Raw genomic sequence first — 23,677 nt, 5'->3', positions numbered from 1 at the left:
AGACATGCTGTAAGAGGGATAGGAAGCAATGGCTCCAATATACAAGTCGTTTTTAACCTAGTAATTATTTTAATAATAAAAACCAATTGACTACAATCAGAATGTCATCATTAACATGCAATATTTTTCTGTTTTTTCTTTTGAACATTAGTAGATACTAGAAGTTATATTAGTGATATCAGTTATATCTGATTTTTCAGAAAAGTAGATATATACTGAAAACCTTGTTTAACATGAGGATTTGAATGACTAAAAAGAGGGCATCTAACGAAGCACGTAGTCCTGATGGATCCATGTGCGAGTGTAACCCCTGTTCTGCATACAACGTAGAGGCGATCCTTAATATTGATGAGAGAGGACAGATGGTACTCCCAAAAGAGGTACGGGAAAAAGCTGGAATTAAGACGGGAACTAAACTTGCTTTGATAAGTTGGGAAAAAGAAGGTAGTATCTGCTGTCTCGCTCTTATTAAGGCAGAGGATCTTAGCGGAATGGTAAAAGAAGTACTTGAACCATTGATACATAAAGGTGATTGAACAGGAGACATGACCATGACCAGTGAGAAAAATAGCAGTGCCTCTTGCTCATGTGCACCCCGGTCAGATAAAAATCAGTTCATCACTCTGACCAGTAAGATGCAGGCATCTGAAATTCTAACGACTACAAGTGGACTAACTCTTAAAAACAGGCTTGACCATGTCTTTGCCCGTTTGGGTGTGAATCGGACGGGACACACCGTAAAACCCGGTCTTTACAAACTAGGGAACCCTACTTCGGAGTCTTTGGTTTTTGCGTCGGCAAACTACACGCTTAGCTTTGATGCTGTGCGCTTGCAGGTACTGACTGGTTATATCCTTGTGCTGGATACAAAGGGAATTAATGTATGGTGTGCTGCAGGCAAAGGCACATTCGGGACAGACGAGCTAGTAAAACGTATTATGTGGTCGGGACTTTCTAATATTGTCCGCCACCGTACTGTCATAGTGCCGCAGCTTGGAGCCCCGGGAATCTCAGCACATGAAGTACAAAACAGGTCGGGATTCAAGGTAGAATTTGGTCCTGTCCGTGCCAGTGATCTGCCGGAATATCTTAAAACACACAAGGCAACACCTGAAATGCGCAGGGTGCATTTTGCGTTAAAAGACCGGCTGGTGCTCACACCGGTGGAATTGAGACATGCAATAGTTCCCACAATAGCTGCGGCTATTATTCTTTACCTTCTGGCAGGTCCTCTTGCAGCCCTTGCTGCGATCACCACGGTAATTACAGGCACTGTACTGTTTCCTGCCCTGCTTCCGTTAATTCCCACGCATGATTTCAGCACTAAAGGGCTTATTCTTGGACTGTTGGTCGCAATTCCTTTTACAATTTCCTTTGCAGCAAATCCTGTAATGCCCCTCTTAACAAAAGCGATCATATCATTGGCTTTAATTGTGACCATGCCAGCTACAACCGCATACCTGGCCCTTAACTTCACAGGCTGTACAACATTCACTTCAAGGACCGGTGTCAAAAAAGAGATCTATCGATATGTACCCATTATAGCACTTCTGGCAGGCTGCGGAATTCTGCTCCTGATGATCTTAGGAGCAATGAGATTTATGGAGCTGGTCTGATGTTTAATTCATATATAGAAAATACTCTACAATACTATCCTGAAAAGTGTATCAACTGTCTGCGGTGTACCCATGTGTGCCCTCATGAAGTCTTTGGCGAAGGAAAAGGACATGTTGAACTCATGCGACCTGCTGCATGTATGGAATGCGGTGCATGTGCCCGTAACTGTCCTGTCCAGGCAATAGAAGTCCAGAGCGGTGTAGGCTGCGCATGGGCAATGATAGGGGCTGCACTAAGAGGTAAGGATATGGATAGTAGTGAATGCTGTTGCGGAGGAGAGGACGGGTCCTGCTGTTAGTGAACATTCAAGAGTACCTTCCCTTTTTAGATTCTGCTCCCGACCACACTAATGCCGCTAAGATAGTATTTCCACTGCCAGCTCCCAATAGCCTCATGCAAAACCAGCAATGTAACCGACACCATAGATTTTTAAAAATATAGTGTTAGTTATAGAAGCAAAAAGAGGGGATTAAAACAAATTTTATAGAGTATTGTTTTTCGGTGTTAACTGTATTTCATATTGGTGCGGGGGGTGGGATTCGAACCCACGAATTCCTACGAAACAGGGTCCTAAGCCCTGCGCCTTTGACCTGGCTGGGCAACCCCCGCACAAAAGGAATATGTTGTAAATAAGTACTTCACATATTAATATTGCGGAATCTGGTGAATATCAAGTTGTTTTTGAGTAGATCAGTTATAATCACACGCCTTATTTTCATCTTGTAGCTCCTTCAGTTCTTCGGCAAGCATGATCATCACTATGAAGAACATCAGGTAATCGGCTGCGGGGGTTGCAAACCAGATTCCTTTGAGCCCAAATACCAGGGGCAATGTGAACAGAAGGGGCAGCAAGAAGATGAATATCTTGCCCATGTGAATGAACAGGGCAGACCTGACCCGGTTTATGGACTGGAAGTATGTGGCGTTCACAACCACCACACCCTGTACAACCAATGAAAGCACAAATATCCTCATGCCTCCCACAGTGACCTCAAGAAGGAACGGATCATCGGGAGTAAAAAACTGCACCACTTTTTCCGGGAACAGGAAGAATAGCACAAACCCCAAAGCACCCACAGCTACACATGTAGCAATTGCAAGTTTCAGGGTGCTACGCACTCTGCTATACAAACCTGCACCATAATTGAATCCGATGATCGGCTGCACCCCCAAAGCAATACCCTCGAAGAGCATGTAAAATATGGAGAAAGAATAACCCATTATCCCATAGGCTGATACATCGGCATCGGAACCATATTGCAATAACACGAAATTATGAGCAAAGGACAGTATAGACACCGAGATCTGCATGGCAAAGGAAGGCAAACCTGCCTCCATAATTCTCTTTACGGTCTGAAGTTCAAACATCATATTACTAAAGCTGATCCGCAGACCTGCCTTGCTGCTAAAGAAATGTAGCGTCAAACGAACCGCACTTACCGCAAAAGCTATTACCGTTGCAATGGCTGCCCCGGTCACCCCCATATCCATCCTCATGACAAATACATAGTCAAGCACCAGGTTGATCAATACGGAGATCACCATGATGTTCATGGATACCATCGGATAACCATCATTCCTGACAAGCGGGTCAAGGGTGATGGTAAGCAGGAAGAACACAGAGCCAATGAATATCGCATATAAGTAGTCATGTGCCATGTCCTGTACTACTGCAGGCGCGGCAAACAAGCTCAAAAGCGAGTCGCCAAATGCAAGACCAGCTATTGTGACAACAACAGCCACAACGAACACAAGAGGGAAAACATTGGCTACTATCTTTCCTGCCTTATATCTGTTGGATCTGCCAAGCTCAAGAGCCACAAGGCTGGAAGAGCCCATACCCATCATCACTCCTAGAGCAACAATGCACATCACCACCGGAAAAGCCAGAGTGACGCCTGCAAGCCCCTGGCTACCTACGCCATTGCCTATAAAATATCCATCGATTATGGTCTGGACACCAGCCACCAGAATACCTACAATGGCCGGAAAAACGAATCTCTGGAAAAGCTTCCAGATGCTTTCAGAACGCAGCTGCTCCTCAGTTACCATTTTTATCCTTTGAACAATTAACAGGCTATTTAACCGAACATCCAACTATTTAAAAGGTTTCACCGGGAAGTGACCAGAGAAATGGGCTAAAAGCTTTATCATACCGATCTGAACATTATAAGCGTTTTATCTTTCTCCGCCTTATGGTCTACAATCACCGGAGGATATCCGATACCCTGTGGCGGGATATGTTTCTCCAGAGCATGGATGTCCTGCGAGCTCATGTTCCTCAGTTCAGGCACCCATTTCTTAATGTATTCACACTCTGGATCGAATTTCTGCTGCTGCAGCCAGGGATTGAAGATCCTGAAATATGGAGTTGCATCCGCACCTGTGGATGCTGCCCACTGCCAGTTGCCATTGTTGACACACGGATCATAATCCACAAGCTTCCGGGCAAAGTATCGTTCACCCCATCGCCAGTCGATGTGCAGGTCCTTCACAAGAAAAGAAGCCACTATCATCCTTACCCTGTTGTGCATATAACCGGTAGTAGCAAGCTGCCGCATTCCGGCATCCACTATAGGAAAACCTGTGCTGCCCTCGCACCAGGCCTGGAATCTTACGGGGTCATTATCCCACTGAAGTCCATCGAACTTTTCCCTGAAAGCGCGTCCGAATACCCTGGGATGACCAGCAGCAAGCTGAATGAAGAAATCCCTCCAGTAAAGCTCACTGATCAGAGTGTGGTCAGGTCCAAGCTCGTCCATGAAAGAATGGTAGACTTCCCGGATGGAAACTGTTCCGAACCTGTTATGAGCCGAAAGGCCGGTAGTACCCATCCTGGAAGGGATGTTACGCAGCCTGTCGTAATCCATAAACCCGCTCAGATCGGACAGCACTTCCAGCGCATTGCTGCGCCCGCCATGTACAAACAGTTCTTGATTATTGTGATCGAATTCTGGAATTATCTCAAGGGCACCTGAGACGTCTGAATTAAAGAATGCACCCTTCTTAACTGGCACTGGCACCTCCACCTGGAGCTTGCTGGCTGCCCTGAAGAATTGTGTAAATACCTGATACATCTTTCCCTGCTGAGTTTTCACAGAACCTGGCACCTGGAGTGTTGCATCATGGAACTGATGGAACTCTGATCCATGCTCTGCACACACTGCAGATATCGCCCCATCCCTGTGAACACTGAATGGAGTATAGTCATGGTTCACAATAACAGCATCTATATTCTCTTCACCGATCAGCTTTGCAGTGACCTCATGAGGTAAACCTGAAAACAGATACAACCTGCCACCCAGTGCATTAAGCTGAGCTTCCAGGTCCTTGATGGACCCCAGCATGAATTGCAGAGCATTCTTACTGTATTTACCATCTTCCAGCAACCTGGGATCAAAGATAAAACAAGGCAATACTGTATGTGAAGAGTGAAGAGCCTCGATCAGGCCGGTATTATCATCTATACGCAGATCCCGCCTGAAGATGAAAAGTACTTTATGATACAAATCACTCTACCTCTATAGCTACTTCGTTGTGACGCAGCATAGGAATCACCCATGGAGGATCGTACTGCATCATGAAGGCATCACCCTTCACAGCAATACTTTCAAGCTTTAGGATCTCAGTGAGTTCATGCTTCTTCTGCACATACTTCTCTTTGTTGAGATAACCGGAAAAACGTGTAGTTGCAATCTTACGAGGATCTAAATCCCGAATAGTGATACGTTCATCCCTGGGGTTCGGAGCATTGTCCGCATAATAACCAAGGGGAAGTACGAAAGACATCTGCAGGCCATTATCACTCAGCACTGTTGTCACAGGTGTGGTCATACTTATTCTAATGCCTTCAGAGTTACCCCCGAAAATGTAATTTGCAAGTATTGAGAAAGCAGTGTCCTTATCCTTTGCATCAGTTGAAATAAGCGTTTGTTTTGGATATTGCCGTATTTCAACACCTTCTCCCAGAACCCTTAATACCGTATATTCAGCTTTTTTCACAGACATGATGTTTCCCCCTTAAATGTGCACAACTACAGTATTCACTCATCACAACAATACTATGAGTATATCTGCGTTAGTACTTAAAGGACTGGAAAAGCAAAATAAATAACTGCGCTGAAAAATGATAAATTTATGCGCCAACCGGGATTCGAACCCGGGTTTAGGGCTTGGAAGGCCCCAGTCATAGCCGCTAGACCATCGGCGCATTGAGTAGCCTATACACGTCTTTTTGTAATATAACTTTTTCGCATCATCATATCACCATTAATGTGTGAAAGAGCACAATAAAAAACCAAAGATAAAACATAAGTGCTCATTCACTGTTCACAGACAGATCACATTTGAAAACTGAAAAACACTGTATATTCACAGTGAATAGCTTGCACGCAGTTCTTTGATCATGTCACGAAGCTCTGCAGCCCTCTCAAATTCCAGGTTCTTTGCAGCAAGATGCATCTCTGCTTCAAGGTCAATGATCATATCTGCCATTTCTTTCTCCGACTTGTCCTCTGCCAGCGCAAGAGCCTCAGAAACCACTGAGTCTTCCACTTCTACAAGTTCACGCTGCAAGGCTTTCCTGATGGTCTGGGGAATTATGCCATGCTGTTCGTTGAATTCCATCTGCAGCTTGCGACGCCTGTTCGTTTCATTCACAGCACGCTCTATAGATCCTGTGATATTGTCAGCGTATAATATGACCCTGCCTTCAGCGTTCCTCGATGCCCTGCCTATTGTCTGGATAAGAGATCTTTCAGATCGTAAAAACCCTTCTTTGTCTGCGTCCAGTATTGCAACCAGCGCAACCTCAGGGATGTCCAGCCCCTCACGCAGAAGGTTAATACCCACAAGCACATCGAAATCACCCTTGCGCAGACTGCGGATGATCTCAGTCCGCTGAATGGTATCGATACCCGAATGCATATAGCGCACCCTGATACCCAGCTCATGCAGGTAGTCAGTGAGCTCCTCTGCCATTCGCTTGGTAAGAGTGGTGACAAGTGTCCTGTAACCCTTTTCAGTCACTTTAGACACTTCTCCTATAAGGTCATCCACCTGATTCCCCACGGGACGAATAGTGATCTGCGGGTCCACAAGCCCGGTGGGGCGGATAATCTGTTCCACCACGGACTTGCTCATCTCCACCTCATATTCTGCGGGAGTGGCAGAAACGTAGATGACATTATTGATACGCTTTGCGAATTCATCATATTTCAGAGGCCTGTTGTCCAAAGCCGAAGGTAATCTGAAACCGTATGTTACAAGTGATTCTTTTCTCGCCCTGTCACCATTGTACATACCTCTGATCTGAGGAATGGTAACATGTGACTCATCGATAACCATCAGATAGTCCTCAGGGAAGAAATCCAGCAGTGAAGAAGGTGGTTCCCCGGGTTTTCTGCCATCAAAATGCCTTGAATAGTTCTCTATACCACTACAATACCCTAATTCTTTTATCATTTCCATATCGAACTTTGTTCTCTGCTCCAGACGCTGCACTTCAAGCAGTTTGTTCTCAGCCCGCAGTCTGGCAAGCTGTCCCCGAAGTTCCTCCTCAATTTCTACAAGTGCCTTATCTATGTATTCCTGAGGCATCACGAAATGCTTTGCAGGATATATGCCCAGTGTCTCCCCCGTGCCCAGTTCTTCCTGCACCTTGCCTGTGAGCGGCTCGAAATAGGCTATCCTTTCGATCTCATCACCGAACAGTTCTATCCTTATGCCCCGCTTCTCCTGAGCCGGGAATACCTCTATAGTATCGCCCTTTGAGCGGAAGGTGCCCTGTGAAGGTTCTATATCATTACGCTCATACTGGATATTAATTAGATCTGCAAACAAAGCAGAGCGATCTATCTCTTCACCTACAGTGAGCATCACAGTCATAGCACGCCATTCCTGTGGTGAACCCAGGCTGTAGATACAGGAGACACTTGAAACTACGATCACATCTCTGCGCTCCATCAGAGATCTGGTGGCAGACAGGCGTAGCCTTTCGATCTCGTCGTTGATGGAAGCATCTTTTTCGATATACGTATCCGTAGTGGGAAGATAAGCTTCGGGCTGGTAATAGTCATAGTAACTGACAAAGTATTCAACGGCATTGTTCGGGAAGAACTCTCTGAACTCAGAGAACAATTGTGCTGCAAGGGTCTTGTTATGCGCTATCACAAGGGTAGGCTGCTGCACATTCTGGATCACGTTAGCTATTGTGAAGGTCTTACCTGAACCGGTTACACCTAGCAATGTCTGGTGTTTTGCTCCTTTGTTAATACCTTCAGTAAGCCGGGATATGGCCTCCGGCTGGTCACCTTTCGGACAATATTCAGATACTAATGTGAAAGGGCGCATATTCTCGTTTTATCTTATTAAAGGAGTATAAAAGTATGCATGGTAAAATGTGGTCAGATTTTCACACTGAAAAAGAACAGACCAGAATGTTCACTCAAAAAACATGATCACATGTTTTCAGTAAATATGTAGAAGCTTGTGAACAGATTGGATCTTATGGACCTGTGAATCTAATATACATAGAAGATTCACCTGAAAAGGAAAAAAGCCATGAGCATCAGAACTATGGTAAGCAGTATGAGGGTCTGCACACTTTTGCTGTCCGTACCAAGGATTATAGGTATCGGACCCAGCATAATGATACCTGCGCCTCGCACTTCTGGCTGTGTGAATACACCTTCCGGAATCTTATGAGGCTGTGCACTGCCATCACTTGTCTGATAACGTGCAGTGTTATATCCTTGCTCACTACTACCTTCGCCTGAAGAAATCGAATTACCGATCAGGACCAGAATAGAACCAATGAACACAGATAATATCCCCAGGGAGATCAGAACTTGCGCTATCATCACATTTTCCTCCGGATGAAAATGTATATGAGGAACATAAAGAACCCCGCATAAAGCATATAAGTGGTGATCTGAGGAGAAGAACCAAAAACTATTGGGATTGGACCGATCAGTATAAGCCCACCTGAGTTTCCGGTGTCCCTGTCACTATGCATGGTGGAAAAGAAAGAACCTGCAAACAGCAGCAAGACCCCTATGGATATCAGATAGTAACCGATCCTGATAATATCTCTGGAGGATGCCATAAAAAATAGTAGAAGATGTACTTAAATCATATTCTGACGAGGAATACTCTGATATACCTGAAGCTCAGAAGGTTCATCAGAAATATATCTGTACTCCCGCTGTGTCCTGTTACCTCTACGCTCAAGAATTTCCTTACCGAACATACGGGATAGATAGGTTGACACTGTACTGAGCTTAATAGGACCATATATTTTCTCGTAGTGCTGCTGTATGTCCTGAGATGAGAACCAGACACGCGGATATTCATATTTGAGGAACAGTTCCAGCCGTTCATTGATCGTGAGTTTAGTATCCCCTATCTGTTCCTGAAAAGAAGGAACCTTGCGCACTGAAGTTACAGGCTGTTCTTGCCTGAACTGTGGTTGCTGCGGCGATTGTTGCCGCGTGTTATCAACAGGTATATACTGGTTCACAGATGGATTAGAAGGTTGTGATGGTGCTGCGTATTGAGCCGCAGGCGGGTGAAAGTAACTGGAATGCATTGGAGGCACCATTTGCTGGTACTGCGGATACACCGTATATGGATATGCCAAAGGTTGCGGTGGTGAAAAGAAAGGTTGTGGCACTGGTTGCATAAAAGTTGGTGATGATTGATAAAACTGCGGCACGACCTGTGATGAAGGTTGTGATGGTATCTGTTGATAAGAACCAGTGTAATTTGTCACAGAAGCAGAAGAAGGTCCTGATGCCTGGACTTTCTTTCCTGTAAAAGAATCTATGAATGTGACCAGGCATTTTTGCCATTCATCCCCTGTAAATTCAACATTTACATGCGTCCCGTCTTCACCTGTTATTTCGAGCCGGACCTTCATTATTCTGCCTCTGTGCCTTGTGCATCCATTCATCCCCTCAGATTGATGGATTCACGAACCATATATCCCCTCAGACAATGGTTTTCTTTTAGCTTGAATGTTGTGTGTTCACAGAACACTGCTTTATTTTTCTGTGCTACAAAGATATACATTGTAGCAATAATATATAAATATTATGCTGTTTGTAGTGTGCTTATTTGTCTGCAATACATATAGAGAGAGAATAAAGCTTTATTTAGTTAAATAAGCCAAATTATCTCTTTTATAATTATACTACGTAAAGAGATATCGTGAACTTGATAGATAAATGTTTCTTATATTACTCCAGTAGAAATAAAGGGGTTGTTTTTTGGCTTGAAAACTGTATTTATGCCATTAAAAGATCTCAAAACACCATATTATATAACCTATTCACTATTTACCGTCCATAATAGAACACATCTCTGTGAAATGCAAATATAAATATACAAAACATCTGAAAGACAATATCGAATTGAATCTCAGTCGGATTTATATCAAATGATAAACATAGAGGCGTCTTATGACGAACACTAGCGCAGATACTCCCGTTGATACCGGCGCATCCGGAGACAAAAACCGGACTGAATTTGAGAACCTTAATAAAGAAGATGCTAGGTCACTGCTCAACGAGATAGAACTGCTGAAAGTCAACAACGAGAACATGAGGGCAAAACTGCTTGAAGCCAGCATGATGAACAATTCCTACATGGAAGAGATCAGTAAGCTCAAAAAGCAGATAGAGCACCTGACAACACCCCCTTTATTCATCGCCAGTATCATGGAAATAGAAGATGATATGGTCCTTATAAGGCAGCATGGCAACAATCAGGAAGTAATGACAAGGATCCCACCTGCCTTTTATAGAAAACTTGAGCCAGGCATGAGAGTTAGTGTGAACGGCGCCTTTTCTATAATATCGATAATACGCAAAGGTACTGACATCAGAGCTCAGGTAATGGAGCTAATCAATTCTCCGGGAATACACTATGATATGATAGGTGGCCTTGATGAAGTTATTAAGGAAGTAATAGAATCCGTAGAGCTACCATTGACAGAACCTGAGCTGTTCTCCAACATAGGTATTGAGCCTCCGAATGGTGTTTTACTGTATGGAGCACCAGGCACAGGGAAGACCTTGATCGCAAAGGCTGTTGCCTCCAGCGCCAAGGCGACATTCATACGCATGTCAGGTTCTGACCTCGTACAGAAGTTCATAGGAGAGGGAGCGAGACTGGTCAAAGACGTATTCCAACTTGCCCGCGACAAATCTCCTGCTATCCTATTTATAGACGAGATCGATGCTGTGGGAGGTATGCGTACCCATGATGGGACTACCGGCTCAGCGGAAGTGAACCGAACTATGCTGCAGCTGCTGGCTGAGATGGACGGTTTCGATGCAACAAAGAATGTGAAAGTTATTGCCGCAACTAATCGAATAGATCTCTTAGACCCGGCGCTCTTGCGCCCCGGCAGGTTTGACAGAGTAATAGAAATACCTCTGCCTGACATGGTGGCACGTGTGGAGATATTGAATATCCACACCCGGAAGATGAAGCTTGCAGAGGATATGGATTTCGACAAGCTTGCCAAGATAACGGCAGGACTTAGCGGCGCTGACCTTCAGGTAATTACCAAGGAAGCAGGTATGTTCGTACTCAGACGCCGTGGAGAAAAGGTAACTATGAAGGATATGATGGATGCTTACGAGAAAGTAGTTTCAGAAGAGGAGACATCCACACCATCGGGTATGTTCGCATAGAACATATCCCATTTATCCTGAACGAAAAGTTAATATTAGTTAAGCGTATTTTGGATATGCTGTCAAAGTTAATACCGTAATGCTCCGATAGTGTAGCACGGCCAATCATGCAGGACTCTCACTCCTGCGACTGGGGTTCGAATCCCCATCGGAGCACTGTTAATTTTTTTATACTCCTAACTTCTGATAGCGTTTTCTACCCACTTCTTTCTAATGAATGTGGGATATTAAAGTTTCGATTGCGTACGTAGTTCATTATGCATACCAACACCACAGGAATGATTTTTAGGCTCATGGTGACGATATCTCACACCAAAACATACTTGCATATGACCCACACAATTAAATGGGGGTATAGGTAATCCCATAGAACAAAACAGAGTTCTTGTAGAATTATGTCGAAAAAAAGAAATCTCGGAATCTAAAAACAATCCGGGATTTAAACGATTTCTTCCTTAGTGTAGTCTAAGCCAGGCTTATTTTTTAATCATTGTTGTTGAGGTATACTGTTCTATATTGGCGTTGTCTGTAGATTCTTCACCAATGATATCAGTACCCTCAAAAACAATTGATCCTGTGGCTGTGGCGTCTCTAGTAGTCCCTTTCACTGAATAGAAGGTGCCATCTTTCACAGTATATTTTACTTGTGTAATGTCCCCCACACCAGCCCAGTCAGCTGCGATGGTTGCCGTTCCGCTGTAGTAACCTGTCTCATCGTCATAATATTGTCCATCAATTGAAACCTCAGACAGGCTTGCAGAAGCTAATTTTTTGTTTACTGTGAAAACATCATCCGTTGTCGTCATGCTCCCCCAAAAGGAGTGATATACTCCATTGACATCATTATAGTAGCAACTTAGATAAATCTCTGTACTTCCGTCTATGTTCTCATATACGTCAATGTACGTATCCATTGATTGCACATCATCGTTTGTAAATTGCCAGGTTGCAGATCCGGATGCACCACTTCCAGAAGTTTTCGAGTCGCTCGCTGCACTTGCACTTGCGGCCATTAAAAATAAGACTACAATGCAAGCAGCAAGGGTATATACTTTCTTCATATTCGTTCCCTCCACTACTTTTGGACTAGCAAAATCAAAATTAAAATCAGGAAATCAGTGGAAAGTCCGTCTGCAAAAATGCAATATGAGATTGGGTACCCACATAAATCAGACTATTGAACGTTTTATCACTACTCAAAGCGAAAAAACCCTGCTGTTACTAGTCCAATTGTTCTATTATGCAAGTATTAGGATAAAGCATTTTCATAAAAAGAATATTGTGAAATAAACAAATTGATTAAGTGCTTTAATCAATGTCTTCAATGTATATCTTTGATATGTGGCTGGCATGTGAAAGCAACGTTGATATATCTGAAACTGTTGGGCTGTCGCCTCAGAGAGTAGGAGAGATAATTGCAGGAAAATACGGTTTTGGACAAGTGTCTGATTCCGTAGTTTTCCGCGATTTTGAGAGTGAAGATTCACATAGGAAGAATTACGATATATGGAACTTCGGAAAAGCAACAAATGAAGTTAGACATTTTGGAAATATACCTCCTGAAATCTTCCAGGACAAAGAGAGAGCGCAAGAGTAACTTTACCTATCTATATCAGGCACGGAATGCCCAGGATGCTCTAGGTTGCGATATTATTCCAAACATGTATGAACACCTTACCCATGGTGTGAAAACGTCATCAAGTGTCTTATAAATCATAGCTTTTTAACCCTTGTTTTTTAGGCTACAGATATCGTTTTTTAGAAGATACAAATATGAAATAAATTTATATATGAATATAGTTGCAATTTTTTTATTATTTGTATTGTTGGCAGGGACAACTTATGCTGATATAGTTAATACAGAATATCTAAACAAAGTCGATTTTGATAACAAATCACTTCAGATAAGTGACATGTTAACCAGTTATGAAATAGTAACACCAAAATAAAAACAGAGAGAACATGTGCACTAAAAAAGTTATGGATCATTTTATGAATCTCCTAAACATGAGAGATATAGGTATTGTAGTGAGCCATCAAGAAAAAGAGTTTGGGAAAAACTTTGAGAGATGGATGCAAGATCTGCATGAGGTGTTAACACTTCGTATTTTCTACAGCCCTTTCACAAAATTTTATCCTTACTTTTTTCCATTCACCTTTAAGAGCCTTAAGCTGTTAAGTGTTACAATAATTGTAGCACCCATATCAGCGAGGATAGCCATCCACAACGTCAGCCAGCCGGGGAATATTGCCAGGATGGCGATAGCCTTGATTATCAGTGAGAAGCCAATATTCTGATGGATGATCGCAAGTGCTTTACGACTTAACCGGATAGTAAATGGAAGCTTGCTTAAATCATCTGCCATAAGGACAATGTCTGCCGTTTCAAGGGCCGTATCAGTACCTGCTCCACCCATGGCGATGCCAACAGTAGATAGAGCGAGCGCTGGAGCGTCATTGATGCCATCACCAATCATACCCACTTTGTTGTATTTACCCAGGAGTTCTTGTACTACTGTGACTTTGTCCTGAGGTAATAGTTCAGCCCGATATTCATCAACACCTACCTTTGCCGACATGGCTTTGGCAGTTACGTCATTATCACCGGTAAGCATAATAGTGTGCTGGATACCTGCACTTTTAAGAGCAGTAACCGCATCGGTGCTGTTTTCACGCACTTCATCTGCTACAGCAATTATACCTAAAAAGGTATTTGGAGTCCCAACAATCATAACCGTCTTACCTTGCCCTTGCAGCCTTTCTATCTCCTTTATCACCGGCTCTAGAGATATGCCCTTCTCTATGAACATCCGCGGATTACCAATATAGATCCTCTGTGCATTAATTGTACCGTGTGCACCTCTGCCAGCGATGGCTGTAAAATCTTCTACTGGAACCACTTGATGACCTCGTTGCTGAGCTGCCTTAATGATAGCTACTGCTAGAGGGTGTTCGGAGCGAGCTTCCAAATTAGCTGCCATTTGTAAAAGCTTATTTTCCGGAGTAGAGCCAACAGGTATTATATCAGTGACTACTGCCTCTCCTTTTGTCAATGTTCCCGTCTTGTCGAAGGCAATGGCATTTAAGGAACCGGCTTCTTCCAGGTGTATACCCCCTTTAATTAATACGCCGTTTTTAGCGGCATTGCTGATTGCACTGACAATTGCAACCGGCGTAGATACCACCAAAGCACAAGGACAGGCAACTACAAGAAGAGTTAGTCCACGATAAATCCAGGGTGTCCACTCATAACCTAATAACAAAGGTGGAAGAAACATAAAACCCATAGCTAATGCCATTACGATGGGAGTATATACAGTTGCAAATTTTTCAACAAATACCTGAGATGGAGCTCTTTTGCTTTGAGCTTCTTCTACCATATGAATGATCTTGGCAATGGTGGTATCTTGTACTAGCTTTGTTACCTTCACTTCGATAGAACCGTGAGTATTGAGCGTACCTGCAAATACTTCAGCACCTGGACCTTTATCCGCTGGAATAGATTCTCCGGTGATGGCTGCCTCGTTAATAGCACTTTCACCTTTAACAATTTCGCCATCCATGGCAATTTTTTCACCAGGGTAGACAATCATAATATCATCAATATTAATTTGTTCGACAGATGTTTCCACTTCGCTACCAGAGCGGCGTAACAATGCTGTTTTTGGAGCAATATCCATCAATTGTCGAATGGAACGGCGTGCCTTTTCCACTGTCCATGCCTGTAGCATTTCAGATATTGCGTAAAGGAAGGCAACAGTAGCACCTTCTTCATATTGGCCGATGGCAAAAGCACCAATAACCGCCACACTCATGAGTACACTCATGTTAAAATTAAGACGTGGCAAAGCATGGGATGCCTTCTTAAAATTACCCCATCCACCTAATACCATAGCTAGAATGTACATCGGCAGGTAAGCCGTGGCGGAGCCGCCGAATTTCTCCACTCCCACAGCAATAACCAAACTAACACCAGATAAAACAGCACGAAGCATTTCCCAATTAATTTTTTTCACCGGTTGAGCTATAGACCGCTGCTGCACTACCGGATTAATCTTATAGTTCTCATCCTGTCCTAATTGCCTGATGTCTTCCAAGCTAGCCCTTCCTTCAACTGCAAGCTTGCCTGTCATGGTGTTCAAAGAAGCGCTTAGAACTCCAGGTAATTCATTAACTGCTTTTTCGAACTTTTGGGCACAATCCAGACAGGTAATTCCGTCTACTTGAAAAACAGTAGGCGCTTTGTTTTTGACTTGCTCCATTGGGTTAATCGTATAATTTTCATCCTGCCCTAGTCGTCTGATAGCTGCTAAGTCAGCCATCCCTTCAACCGTAAGCTTGCCTGTCATGGTGTTCAAAGAAGCGCTTAGAACTCCAGGTAATTCATTAACTGCTTTTTCAAACTTTTGGGCACAGTCCAGACAGGTAATTCCATCTACTTGAAAAACAACTTTTTGTTTATTAATTACCTTTAGAATTGATTGTGTCATGTCCTCGTGTCCTTAAATTATTTAAATGTGATTAGCTGTGTTGAACATGCTCGATACCTTGGTATAACAAAGTAGCAATATGATCATCACTGAGCGAATACCAAGCATTTTGACCTTCCTTCCGGTATTTAACTAATTGAGCTGTCCGTAGAAGTCGAAGTTGATGAGAAACAGCCGATTGACCCATATCAATAACATTTGCAATGTCACATACGCACATTTCTCTTTTCGACAGCACCTGCAGTATTTTTAAGCGTGTAGTATCCCCAAGGATTTTAAATAAGTCCGCTACTTGCTGAGCTTGTTCCTCGGGAATGAGCTCAGACTTAGCTAGACTAATTGCCTGGGGATGCTCGCACAATTCTTCGCATAAGTCATTGTCTGTCTGTTTCACTACCCTATTACCCATATGTGAACATATAGTCATATATCATATAATACTTTCTCTGACAATAGTCAATTTCTATTGTCCCATGATGATGAGTTATCGATAGTCAAGACAGTCTTACTCTTTATTATTTAGAACAGAATTACTTTTTTGCGAATCACATACTCGCTATCACTACTAATGTACTATAAGATTCAACACCGTAGCACTTCGCAGTATCCGAGGAATAAACACTTTCTGTTTCCAACGAGGGCAATGCAGAAAATCTTACTGAGAAACAGAGAAGAAGCATTTCTGCTTTTGAGTTCATGTTCGAAGAAAACGAAGAAAACGTACCTATATGGAAAAAATAGGTAGGAACTGAAATTGAAAAGTGAAGATAATATAAAGAATCATTAAAAGGCAGTATTCTTTTTTACTATACGGCCAGCATCTTCTCAATAGCCTTTCTTGCCTTTTCAGCAATATCTGTGGACACTGCCACCACCGGCCTTAAAGTTTCCAGAGCACTGTAGACTTTGTGGAGATCGGTCTTCTTCATATTGGTGCAGATGGCTTCCGCTGAAAGAGAATAGCAGGACTTCCCAGGACACTTTTTCTTCATCTGGTGCAAAATACCAACCTCGGTCCCTATTATGAATTCCTTACTGTTGCTTGAACAGACATGCTTGATCATTCCTGATGTAGATAACACCTCATCCGCAAGGTCAATTACCTCGGGTTTACATTCCGGGTGCACCAGCACTTCTGCAGTCGGATGGAGATTACGAACCTGTATAACATCTTCAAAGGTTATCCGATCATGCACGAAACAGAACCCTTCCCAGGGAAGGATCTCTTTTGAGGTGAATCTGGCAACATAGCGAGCAAGATTCCGGTCTGGAACGAAGATTATCTGTTCCGCATCCAAAGAATTCACAACGTTCACAGCATTTGAAGAAGTACAGCAGATATCCGATTCTGCCTTCACTTCTGCAGAGGTGTTGACATAACACACAACAGATGCCTGTGGAAAACGAGATTTCAGTACCTGTAGTTCTCCTACGGTGATCATCTCAGCCATAGGGCAACAAGCATCAGCAGCTGGTAACAGTACTTTCTTTTCCGGTGAGAGTATAGCAGCCGTTTCTGCCATGAAATCTACTCCGCAAAATACTATGATATCTGATTCAAGACTTGCTGCAGCTCTGGAAAGTTCCAGCGAATCGCCTACAAAGTCAGCAATATCCTGCACTTCTGCAATTTGGTAATTATGAGCAAGGATAATTGCGTTTCTTTCTTCTTTAAGCTTGAGTATTTCCTCTTTCAACAAATCAGGATTCTGGAGGGCTTTTAAATTTAGTGGCATGGTCAGTTTTCAAGATGATTCTTTACGGATAGCAATAATCGATTTTTCCTGTTATTAATGGCAAAGTAATATAAAGTGACATTGTAGTCACAATCGTGAACTTATATAGATATTTTCTATATAAAAGTTACGCTGAAGCAAATGAGCAACAACAGAACCTTTATTTTATCAGAATAAAATTTTCATCATGCCCGAAATTTCAAATCATAGAGAGAGCAAGCTTTTTATGTTAAAATAATGTTTCACAATTGTGAAAATATCTAATAATGACTTCTGATCAATAAAAATAGTATGTTAAATCAATCTTTTAAACATATATCACATACATTTCAAAGAGATATTATGGGGAGTTGCTGTGAATATATCTGATATCAGGAAAGATTTTCCTATGCTGGAGAATGTAGCTTACCTCGATAATGCTGCTATAAGTCTATCTCCTGAACCGGTTATCCATGCCATGAACGAGTTCGAGCATTTATATAGGGCTAATGTGGGCAGAGCTGTACACCGACTTGCAAAGTTCGCTTCGCAGCGTTACTTAAGTGCTCATGAAAAAATAGCAGGTTTCATCGGCGGTGAAAATGGAACTACTGTCCTTACGAAAAATACGACAGAAGCCATAAATATGGTGAGCCCATATCAAAACTATAAATACTATCTTTCTTAATGTTATTGTGGGGATATGAATGGAATTCAGAGAACTCTCTGATGATCAATGGAAATTTATGAAGCCACACTTACCACCACAACCAATTACCGGAAGAAAGAGAGCTGATGACCGTAAGGTTATCAATGGTATTCTCTTTGTTCTGATAACAGGTTGCAGATGGGGAGATATGCCAGCTATTTATGGTTCCCAGGCAACTGCCTGGAGAAGGCTGAAAAGGTGGTCAGAGGAAGGTATATGGAACGAGATAATGGAATCTCTTCGGGATTCCGCTTACCAGAAAGGTAAGTTCTCGTTGGATACAGTGTGTATCGATAGCAGTTTCATCGAAGCTAAAAAAGGGGAGAGGACTCCTCGTACAACGGTCACAAGAAAAGAAAAGGCATAAAGATTCATGCATGTGTAAGTTGTGAAGGTTTTCCTCTTACAATCCAAATATCTTCTGGAAAAGAGCACGACAGACAGTACTTCATTGAAGTTATGGAGAATATTAAGGTCAATACCCATGGAAGACCAAGAACAAGACCTCTTGAAGTTCTGGCAGATGCTGCATACGACGATGCAGAGATCAGGCAGTATTTAAGGTCCAGAGCTATCAAAAGCAACATACCGATCAATACAAGGAACAGTAAAAGAAAGAAAAAAGGAAGACCTACTCGATTTGATGAGGAAACATATCATTACAGAGGAACTATAGAACGATTCTTTGCATGGTTGAAGATGGGATTTAGAAAACTGGCAAGTAGATATGAAAGGCTTAATGTGGTTTTCAAAGGATTATTAGATATTGCATGCTTTATGTTGTGTTGGAAAAAGGTGTGAGAGAAGTTTTGAAATAGGCTCGGTAGTTAGTGGCCAAGAGTGGCAGAAGGGTGATAGCATTGTGACTACAATACTTGAGCATCACTCGAACTTCCTGCCGTGGATAAGATTAAGAGACAAAGGAGTGACAGTTTCTCTGATAAGACCTAAGTGCGATGGTTCATTGGATCTCTCTGAGCTAGATGCTGTAATCGATGATAACACAAAGCTTGTAGCTGTTACTCATGCATCCAATGTCCTTGGTAATATTTTACCTGTGAAACATATTGCTTCCATATGTAAGAAACATGGAGTAAAATTACTGGTTGACGGTGCTCAGTCAGTTCCTCATTTACCTGTTAATGTAAAAGATCTTGGATGTGATTATCTATGCTTTTCCGGGCACAAGATGCTTGGCCCAACGGGGACTGGAATTCTCTGGATGGGAGAAACTGATATTAATCCCTTTGTGGTGGGTGGTGGGATGATAGATAAGGTCTCAGAAGAAGGTTATACCTTAGCAAGCGGTTATCAGAGATATGAAGCTGGAACATCTCACATCTCAGGTATGATTGGTCTGGCAGAGGCAGTAGATTACCTCAACCAAACAGATATGGGTGCTCTTCAGAAACGAGAAGAAAAACTTACTCATCGGATGATCAAAGGTCTTTCTGGAATAGATGAAGTTTCCACATACGGCCCTGTGGATGATAAGGACAGAATAGGTGTTGTTTCATTCAACATCCACGGACTGCATTCTCATGAAGTGGCACATATTCTGGATGAAGCTGCTGCTATAATGGTGAGATCTGGAGAGCATTGTTGCCAGCCTCTTATGAAACACCTGGGCCTTGAGCAAGGCACCGTGCGGGCAAGCCTTTATTTGTATAATACAGAAGAAGAGATAGATCTGCTTATTGCCACTGTAGAAGAAATAGCCAGGAGATTATGATCATGTTCATGGAAGTGCCATGTATAAAAGGGGAATTGGATTCATTTCATTCTGATATGCATCCGGTGGTTGAGGAAATACCACTTGCAGTAACAGTAAATGGCCGTCATGTTCTTACTGCCATGACAAGCCCGATGATGCTCAGGGAGTTCGTGATAGGTTTTCTCTATACAGAGAAAATAATCAAGGGACCAAATGAAGTTGAATCGCTGGTCATAGAAGGTAGCAATGCCAGTGTGTTAACAACAGATCCTTTCAAGATCCTTGTTTCAAAGAAAACGGTTCTGAGCGGGTGCGGTGGAACAATGTCTTTTCTCGATATCCAGAGACTCCCCGAGATAAAGTCGGATCTTGTACTTACTTCTGATATGATTCGGAGTTCTGTTGAACAAGCCCTAAAATCCGAGCTTCATGTCCTGACAGGAGGTATACATGTAGTGGCTCTATATAATGCATCTGGAAAGATGTGTGTTGTAGAGGACATCGGCAGGCATAACGCGCTTGACAAGGTGATAGGGTATGCTCTCGAAAAAGAAATTGATCTTTCACAGACCTATGTCATATGTTCTGGCCGCATTTCTTCTGAGTTGGTTAGGAAATGCCTGATAGCGAACATACCTATTGTTATTTCGAGAGGTGCTACAACCACTCTGGCAATTGAAACAGCAAAATCCAGAGGGCTTACAATCGTAGGCTTTGTGCGCAGCAAAAAGATGAACATCTATTCAGGTGAAGAAAGAATAGAGGGTAATGTACCTGATAGCCTGAAAATTCCGTAATAAAGTTGATGCAATATAGTTGATGATAAGAACCATTTCAGGCTTTTTTTGCCTATAAATCTATGTTTAAATAGTAACATTGAGTATAGTGAGTTGTCAATTCACGATTGTGATGGATTGTTGCCAAGATGGCGGAAAGGCTAACGCAGTGGACTGCAGATCCATTATTTCCCGGTTCGATTCCGGGTCTTGGCTTTGAGGTGATCCCTTAGAAAAAAATGCAAAAGACCTCTAAAAGATAGTTTGCACTAAATCCCTATGAGACCCTCTAGAAAAGAACAGGATAAAAAGAATAGCATGAAGCAAAGCAGGTAAAGAAAATGAATTCAGTAAGCTACGAGATCTTTGATAATGCAAAAAAGGCTGTCATTGATCTTGATGAACGGTCAGTTGAAAGAATAGCTCGAGAAGCTCTTGAAGTTGGTATCAATCCAGTTGATCTGATAGAACAGGGATTTGTCGAAGCTATGAAGGAACTCGGCGATAGTTTTGAAGCTGGGCAAGCGGAGTTGGCCCAGATATTCGAAGCTTATCAAATAGTGGAAGCTGGGATAGACATACTCAGGTCTACCATAGTAGATTCCAACAGCGATGGATCGTGGTTTGGCAATCTGGTCGTAGAATCTGATGCTGAATTGACGTATCCGTTTGTTTCACATACAACCGATGCCTTGACATCTTTCTACTGTTGTTGACTGAATTGAATTAACGACCGATTACCTCCTTTCAATTTTTTCTAACAATATTTCCTAGGGACTCTCATAATTGATGTTACTTGTTATGCTGCATTCTGAACTTTCCATAATTGATAATTAAAGTAGATATCGATATAATATTCGCTTGATTCCAACGTTTTTTAAAGCTTTTTAGTGTTTGTGGTTGGCATTTTCCTCTTCTATATGATCCCCAACCTTAGTGATTTGCACATATAATGTGTGAGAGTATAGGATGAAATCAAGCATTGCTTCTACATACTCTCTTGCAACATCTACGTCATTTTCATTGTACTTCTTGAGAGCCATTGCATAATTGAATCGTTTCTGTATTTCCTCCTTAGTAACATGTGACAGAAACTCAATCACTTCTTTCGCATTTCCTTCTTCTAGAGCCTTTTCTGCTCTTGGTACTACTGGCCCCTCATCAAGACCAGCAGGTTTCAAGCCAGTATAAGGCGCTCCTTCCCCAGCTCTATGCAACCTAACAACAGTTTCAAAAAACCAGTATTCAGATAGCTCCTTTGCTTCTTTCCCCAACTTCCTCACAGTCATCGCCTTTTCAAAAGCTATTTTAGTTTCTGATTCGGCTTCTTTTGGTATCCATGGTAAAATCAGATTTACATTTCCCAGTTCAAGTGCCATAATAGCAGCTTTTACCACTGGGCCATCTAGTGTATCACAATGTGGTGGCATGTAATTCCCCCTAATGAATATTAATCGTATGTGATATTTCAAACTTGCTTCTACAAAGCTCAAAAAAGAAGTTCTCCAATTGATCTGTTGGAATGAAAAGTCAACTTCAGACCATTGAGGAACACAATACAGTTATTAATTATGGACCAGACAATCACTGTTTTTTGGATTCATGTTGCAGGAACCTCATTTGAATATCCGTTGATTTCATAAAAACTCTGCCTGGAATCAATGAAATTGAACCTTTCCATTAATATATGCTCGTCTTTAAGCCTGTTTATGGCATATCTGACTGTTCGTGAAGGGAGGATTGTTTCACGAATTATATCTTTTTGTGTCATTCGACCATTTGCTTCAAGGATTTTAAAGACAAGTTTTGCCGATGGGGGCAGACTTTCCAGCTTTTCGTAGTTTATATTATTTACAGCTGTGCTTTCAACAAAAACGATTCCTCATAGTGAATCACCGACTTCACAATAGTGAACTTTGTACTTAAATGTTTTGCTCCTGCATATTCTAGCTTATAGTTATACCTATTAAGTAATAATATTTCTAGCCAATTATCACAATATCAAAAGTTCCTCCCATACACGAAACTGCAAAATCATGGAAATGTTGCATATTATCACACATCTCATCGTAAATTGAACTTGAAACATATATCTGTCTTCGCGCAGATGTTAAGAAAAAAACAGGTAGAGGTAATGTTATTTATTATTTGAATGTAAACAAAGATACATGAATCAGGGAACTCACACCAGAAGGTGGATCCAATTGAACGATGAGATATTTGAAGGGATACACAAAAATTTAACAGTGGAACATATAATGACTCCTAAAGAGGAATTTTGCTTCTATTCCCTGGATTCTGCATTACAAAAAGATATTACAATCTTTCCAATTAAAGATAAGAATGGGAGAATTACTCGATATTTTGATAGCAATTATTCCGAAGAACACTACATACTGCCCGATAAAACAGTTTCAAAAGACTTGGACATAATGTCATTGATAAAAATTTTAGATAGAAGCTCTTTCTTCTTTGTGATCCATGCAGACATTGTGGGAATAGTTACAGTCTCAGATCTCAGAAAAGGAGCTGTAAGGATGTTCTTCTACTTGCTGCTTTACAGATTGGAAAATCAGATGAAGATATTCTTCAAAGAAAGAATGTCTGAGGATGATTTTATAAATATTGCAAAACCCAGATGCAGAATGCAAAAAAAGGATTATGAACTTTCTGTTTTCGAGGAATGCTCCTTTTATGATTACCTTGCAGCACTGAAAAATTATAACGTATTTAAAGAAAAGCATGGTATGTCGATAAGAGATGTGGAGAAATTCGGTGGTCTTGACAAGTTCAGGAATTGGATCATGCATCCTTCCAGAGAAGAAGTAAAGCTGAAAATAGATTCGCAATTAGATTATAACAATTATCTATTCAAGCAACTTGATCGAATTCAGAAATTAGAAGAATTGTTAAAAACCACCTGATTTTACTAAATTATTACATATACTTATTTCTTAA

25 protein-coding genes and 4 tRNA genes are annotated in these 23,677 nt (G+C 41.9%); 14 read left to right on the top strand and 15 right to left on the bottom strand.

Annotation, left to right across the window (positions count from 1 at the left end):
* The first annotated feature begins 245 nt into the window (after positions 1–245).
* From hgcC to hgcB, 3 genes are read left to right on the top strand one after another with little or no spacing between them, the layout of a single operon-like run.
* The gene (gene hgcC, locus METHO_RS03075; protein WP_015324056.1) at positions 246–536 is read left to right on the top strand and encodes an HgcAB-associated protein HgcC; all 291 of its coding nucleotides are present in this window, start codon (positions 246–248) and stop codon (positions 534–536) included.
* 15 nt (positions 537–551) lie between these two features.
* A complete protein-coding gene (gene hgcA, locus METHO_RS03070; RefSeq protein ID WP_015324055.1) occupies positions 552–1,616 on the top strand; it encodes a mercury methylation corrinoid protein HgcA in 1,065 nt (354 codons plus the stop codon).
* Positions 1,616–1,915, top strand: a complete 300-nt coding sequence (gene hgcB, locus METHO_RS03065) for a mercury methylation ferredoxin HgcB (RefSeq protein WP_015324054.1) — start codon at positions 1,616–1,618, stop codon at positions 1,913–1,915. The genes hgcA and hgcB overlap by 1 nt, the downstream gene beginning before the upstream one ends.
* Positions 1,916–2,138: 223 nt before the next feature.
* Here hgcB and METHO_RS03060 read toward each other — a convergent pair.
* From METHO_RS03060 to METHO_RS13060, 9 genes are all read right to left on the bottom strand, one after another.
* Positions 2,139–2,226 (bottom strand) — tRNA-Leu (locus METHO_RS03060).
* Positions 2,227–2,307: 81 nt separating this feature from the next.
* Entirely contained in the window at positions 2,308–3,669 is a 1,362-nt protein-coding gene (locus METHO_RS03055; RefSeq protein ID WP_015324053.1) for an MATE family efflux transporter, read from the bottom strand.
* Positions 3,670–3,767: 98 nt separating this feature from the next.
* Positions 3,768–5,126: a cryptochrome/photolyase family protein gene (locus tag METHO_RS03050; protein ID WP_015324052.1), complete on the bottom strand. Its 1,359-nt coding sequence runs from the start codon at positions 5,124–5,126 to the stop codon at positions 3,768–3,770.
* A gap of 1 nt (position 5,127) precedes the next feature.
* Positions 5,128–5,625: an SOUL family heme-binding protein gene (locus tag METHO_RS03045; protein WP_015324051.1), complete on the bottom strand. Its 498-nt coding sequence runs from the start codon at positions 5,623–5,625 to the stop codon at positions 5,128–5,130.
* Between the two features lie 130 nt (positions 5,626–5,755).
* Positions 5,756–5,827, bottom strand: a tRNA-Gly gene (locus METHO_RS03040).
* 161 nt (positions 5,828–5,988) lie between these two features.
* Positions 5,989–7,968, bottom strand: coding sequence for an excinuclease ABC subunit UvrB (uvrB, locus tag METHO_RS03035; protein WP_015324050.1), 1,980 nt, complete (start codon positions 7,966–7,968; stop codon positions 5,989–5,991).
* 188 nt (positions 7,969–8,156) lie between these two features.
* Positions 8,157–8,477: a TIGR00304 family membrane protein gene (locus METHO_RS03030; RefSeq protein ID WP_015324049.1), complete on the bottom strand. Its 321-nt coding sequence runs from the start codon at positions 8,475–8,477 to the stop codon at positions 8,157–8,159.
* Complete coding sequence (locus METHO_RS14075; RefSeq protein ID WP_015324048.1) at positions 8,477–8,722, bottom strand: TIGR00304 family membrane protein; 246 nt, start codon at positions 8,720–8,722, stop codon at positions 8,477–8,479. The genes METHO_RS03030 and METHO_RS14075 overlap by 1 nt, the downstream gene beginning before the upstream one ends.
* Positions 8,723–8,743: 21 nt before the next feature.
* The gene (locus METHO_RS13060) at positions 8,744–9,568 is read right to left on the bottom strand and encodes a hypothetical protein (RefSeq protein WP_052309354.1); all 825 of its coding nucleotides are present in this window, start codon (positions 9,566–9,568) and stop codon (positions 8,744–8,746) included.
* 508 nt (positions 9,569–10,076) lie between these two features.
* Between METHO_RS13060 and METHO_RS03015 the strand changes: the two genes are divergently transcribed.
* Both METHO_RS03015 and METHO_RS03010 read left to right on the top strand, forming a co-directional pair.
* The gene (locus tag METHO_RS03015) at positions 10,077–11,315 is read left to right on the top strand and encodes a proteasome-activating nucleotidase (RefSeq protein WP_015324046.1); all 1,239 of its coding nucleotides are present in this window, start codon (positions 10,077–10,079) and stop codon (positions 11,313–11,315) included.
* Positions 11,316–11,396: 81 nt separating this feature from the next.
* Positions 11,397–11,471 (top strand) — tRNA-Glu (locus tag METHO_RS03010).
* 320 nt (positions 11,472–11,791) lie between these two features.
* Here the strand turns inward: METHO_RS03010 and METHO_RS03005 are convergent.
* Positions 11,792–12,376, bottom strand: coding sequence for a hypothetical protein (locus METHO_RS03005; protein ID WP_015324045.1), 585 nt, complete (start codon positions 12,374–12,376; stop codon positions 11,792–11,794).
* A gap of 254 nt (positions 12,377–12,630) precedes the next feature.
* Here METHO_RS03005 and METHO_RS03000 point away from each other — a divergent pair, with 254 nt between their 5' ends.
* Positions 12,631–12,912, top strand: a complete 282-nt coding sequence (locus METHO_RS03000) for a hypothetical protein (protein WP_015324044.1) — start codon at positions 12,631–12,633, stop codon at positions 12,910–12,912.
* Between the two features lie 541 nt (positions 12,913–13,453).
* On the opposite strand, the gene METHO_RS02995 is transcribed toward METHO_RS03000, so the two are convergent.
* The 3 genes from METHO_RS02995 to nadA form a co-directional block, all read right to left on the bottom strand.
* Entirely contained in the window at positions 13,454–15,805 is a 2,352-nt protein-coding gene (locus METHO_RS02995) for a heavy metal translocating P-type ATPase (RefSeq protein WP_015324041.1), read from the bottom strand.
* Between the two features lie 31 nt (positions 15,806–15,836).
* The gene (locus METHO_RS02990) at positions 15,837–16,214 is read right to left on the bottom strand and encodes an ArsR/SmtB family transcription factor (protein ID WP_015324040.1); all 378 of its coding nucleotides are present in this window, start codon (positions 16,212–16,214) and stop codon (positions 15,837–15,839) included.
* A 397-nt stretch (positions 16,215–16,611) separates the two neighbouring features.
* Complete coding sequence (gene nadA / locus METHO_RS02985; protein ID WP_015324039.1) at positions 16,612–17,541, bottom strand: quinolinate synthase NadA; 930 nt, start codon at positions 17,539–17,541, stop codon at positions 16,612–16,614.
* A gap of 355 nt (positions 17,542–17,896) precedes the next feature.
* Between nadA and METHO_RS02980 the strand changes: the two genes are divergently transcribed.
* From METHO_RS02980 to METHO_RS02950, 7 genes are all read left to right on the top strand, one after another.
* On the top strand, positions 17,897–18,208 hold the full coding sequence (locus METHO_RS02980) for an aminotransferase class V-fold PLP-dependent enzyme (protein ID WP_048831020.1): 312 nt from the start codon (positions 17,897–17,899) through the stop codon (positions 18,206–18,208).
* 19 nt (positions 18,209–18,227) lie between these two features.
* Entirely contained in the window at positions 18,228–18,596 is a 369-nt protein-coding gene (locus tag METHO_RS02975) for a transposase (protein WP_048831018.1), read from the top strand.
* Positions 18,593–19,030 carry a transposase gene (locus METHO_RS02970; RefSeq protein ID WP_156811013.1) on the top strand — a complete coding sequence of 146 codons (438 nt, stop codon included), beginning with the start codon at positions 18,593–18,595 and terminating at the stop codon, positions 19,028–19,030. Before METHO_RS02975 ends, METHO_RS02970 begins: the two co-directional genes overlap by 4 nt.
* Entirely contained in the window at positions 18,996–19,961 is a 966-nt protein-coding gene (locus tag METHO_RS13220) for an aminotransferase class V-fold PLP-dependent enzyme (RefSeq protein ID WP_281162790.1), read from the top strand. Before METHO_RS02970 ends, METHO_RS13220 begins: the two co-directional genes overlap by 35 nt.
* Before the next feature lie 2 nt (positions 19,962–19,963).
* Positions 19,964–20,740, top strand: a complete 777-nt coding sequence (fdhD, locus tag METHO_RS02960; RefSeq protein WP_015324037.1) for a formate dehydrogenase accessory sulfurtransferase FdhD — start codon at positions 19,964–19,966, stop codon at positions 20,738–20,740.
* 122 nt (positions 20,741–20,862) lie between these two features.
* Positions 20,863–20,935 (top strand) — tRNA-Cys (locus tag METHO_RS02955).
* A gap of 125 nt (positions 20,936–21,060) precedes the next feature.
* Positions 21,061–21,435 carry a B12-binding domain-containing protein gene (locus METHO_RS02950; protein WP_015324036.1) on the top strand — a complete coding sequence of 125 codons (375 nt, stop codon included), beginning with the start codon at positions 21,061–21,063 and terminating at the stop codon, positions 21,433–21,435.
* Positions 21,436–21,606: 171 nt separating this feature from the next.
* Here the strand turns inward: METHO_RS02950 and METHO_RS02945 are convergent, their stop codons facing one another.
* Both METHO_RS02945 and METHO_RS02940 read right to left on the bottom strand, forming a co-directional pair.
* Positions 21,607–22,149 (bottom strand): DUF6448 family protein, encoded by a 543-nt coding sequence (locus METHO_RS02945; protein ID WP_015324035.1) that lies wholly within the window; start codon positions 22,147–22,149, stop codon positions 21,607–21,609.
* Positions 22,150–22,319: 170 nt separating this feature from the next.
* Positions 22,320–22,511, bottom strand: coding sequence for a winged helix-turn-helix domain-containing protein (locus METHO_RS02940; protein ID WP_281162798.1), 192 nt, complete (start codon positions 22,509–22,511; stop codon positions 22,320–22,322).
* A 412-nt stretch (positions 22,512–22,923) separates the two neighbouring features.
* On the opposite strand from METHO_RS02940, the gene METHO_RS02935 reads away from it, so the two are divergent.
* Complete coding sequence (locus METHO_RS02935; protein WP_048831015.1) at positions 22,924–23,643, top strand: hypothetical protein; 720 nt, start codon at positions 22,924–22,926, stop codon at positions 23,641–23,643.
* Positions 23,644–23,677 lie beyond the last annotated feature (34 nt).

The organism is Methanomethylovorans hollandica DSM 15978, assembly GCF_000328665.1.
In the GTDB taxonomy this organism is placed as follows: Archaea; Halobacteriota; Methanosarcinia; order Methanosarcinales; family Methanosarcinaceae; genus Methanomethylovorans; species Methanomethylovorans hollandica.
Note: the sequence above shows the minus strand (reverse complement) of the source record. Positions and strands in the feature narration are given on the sequence as shown.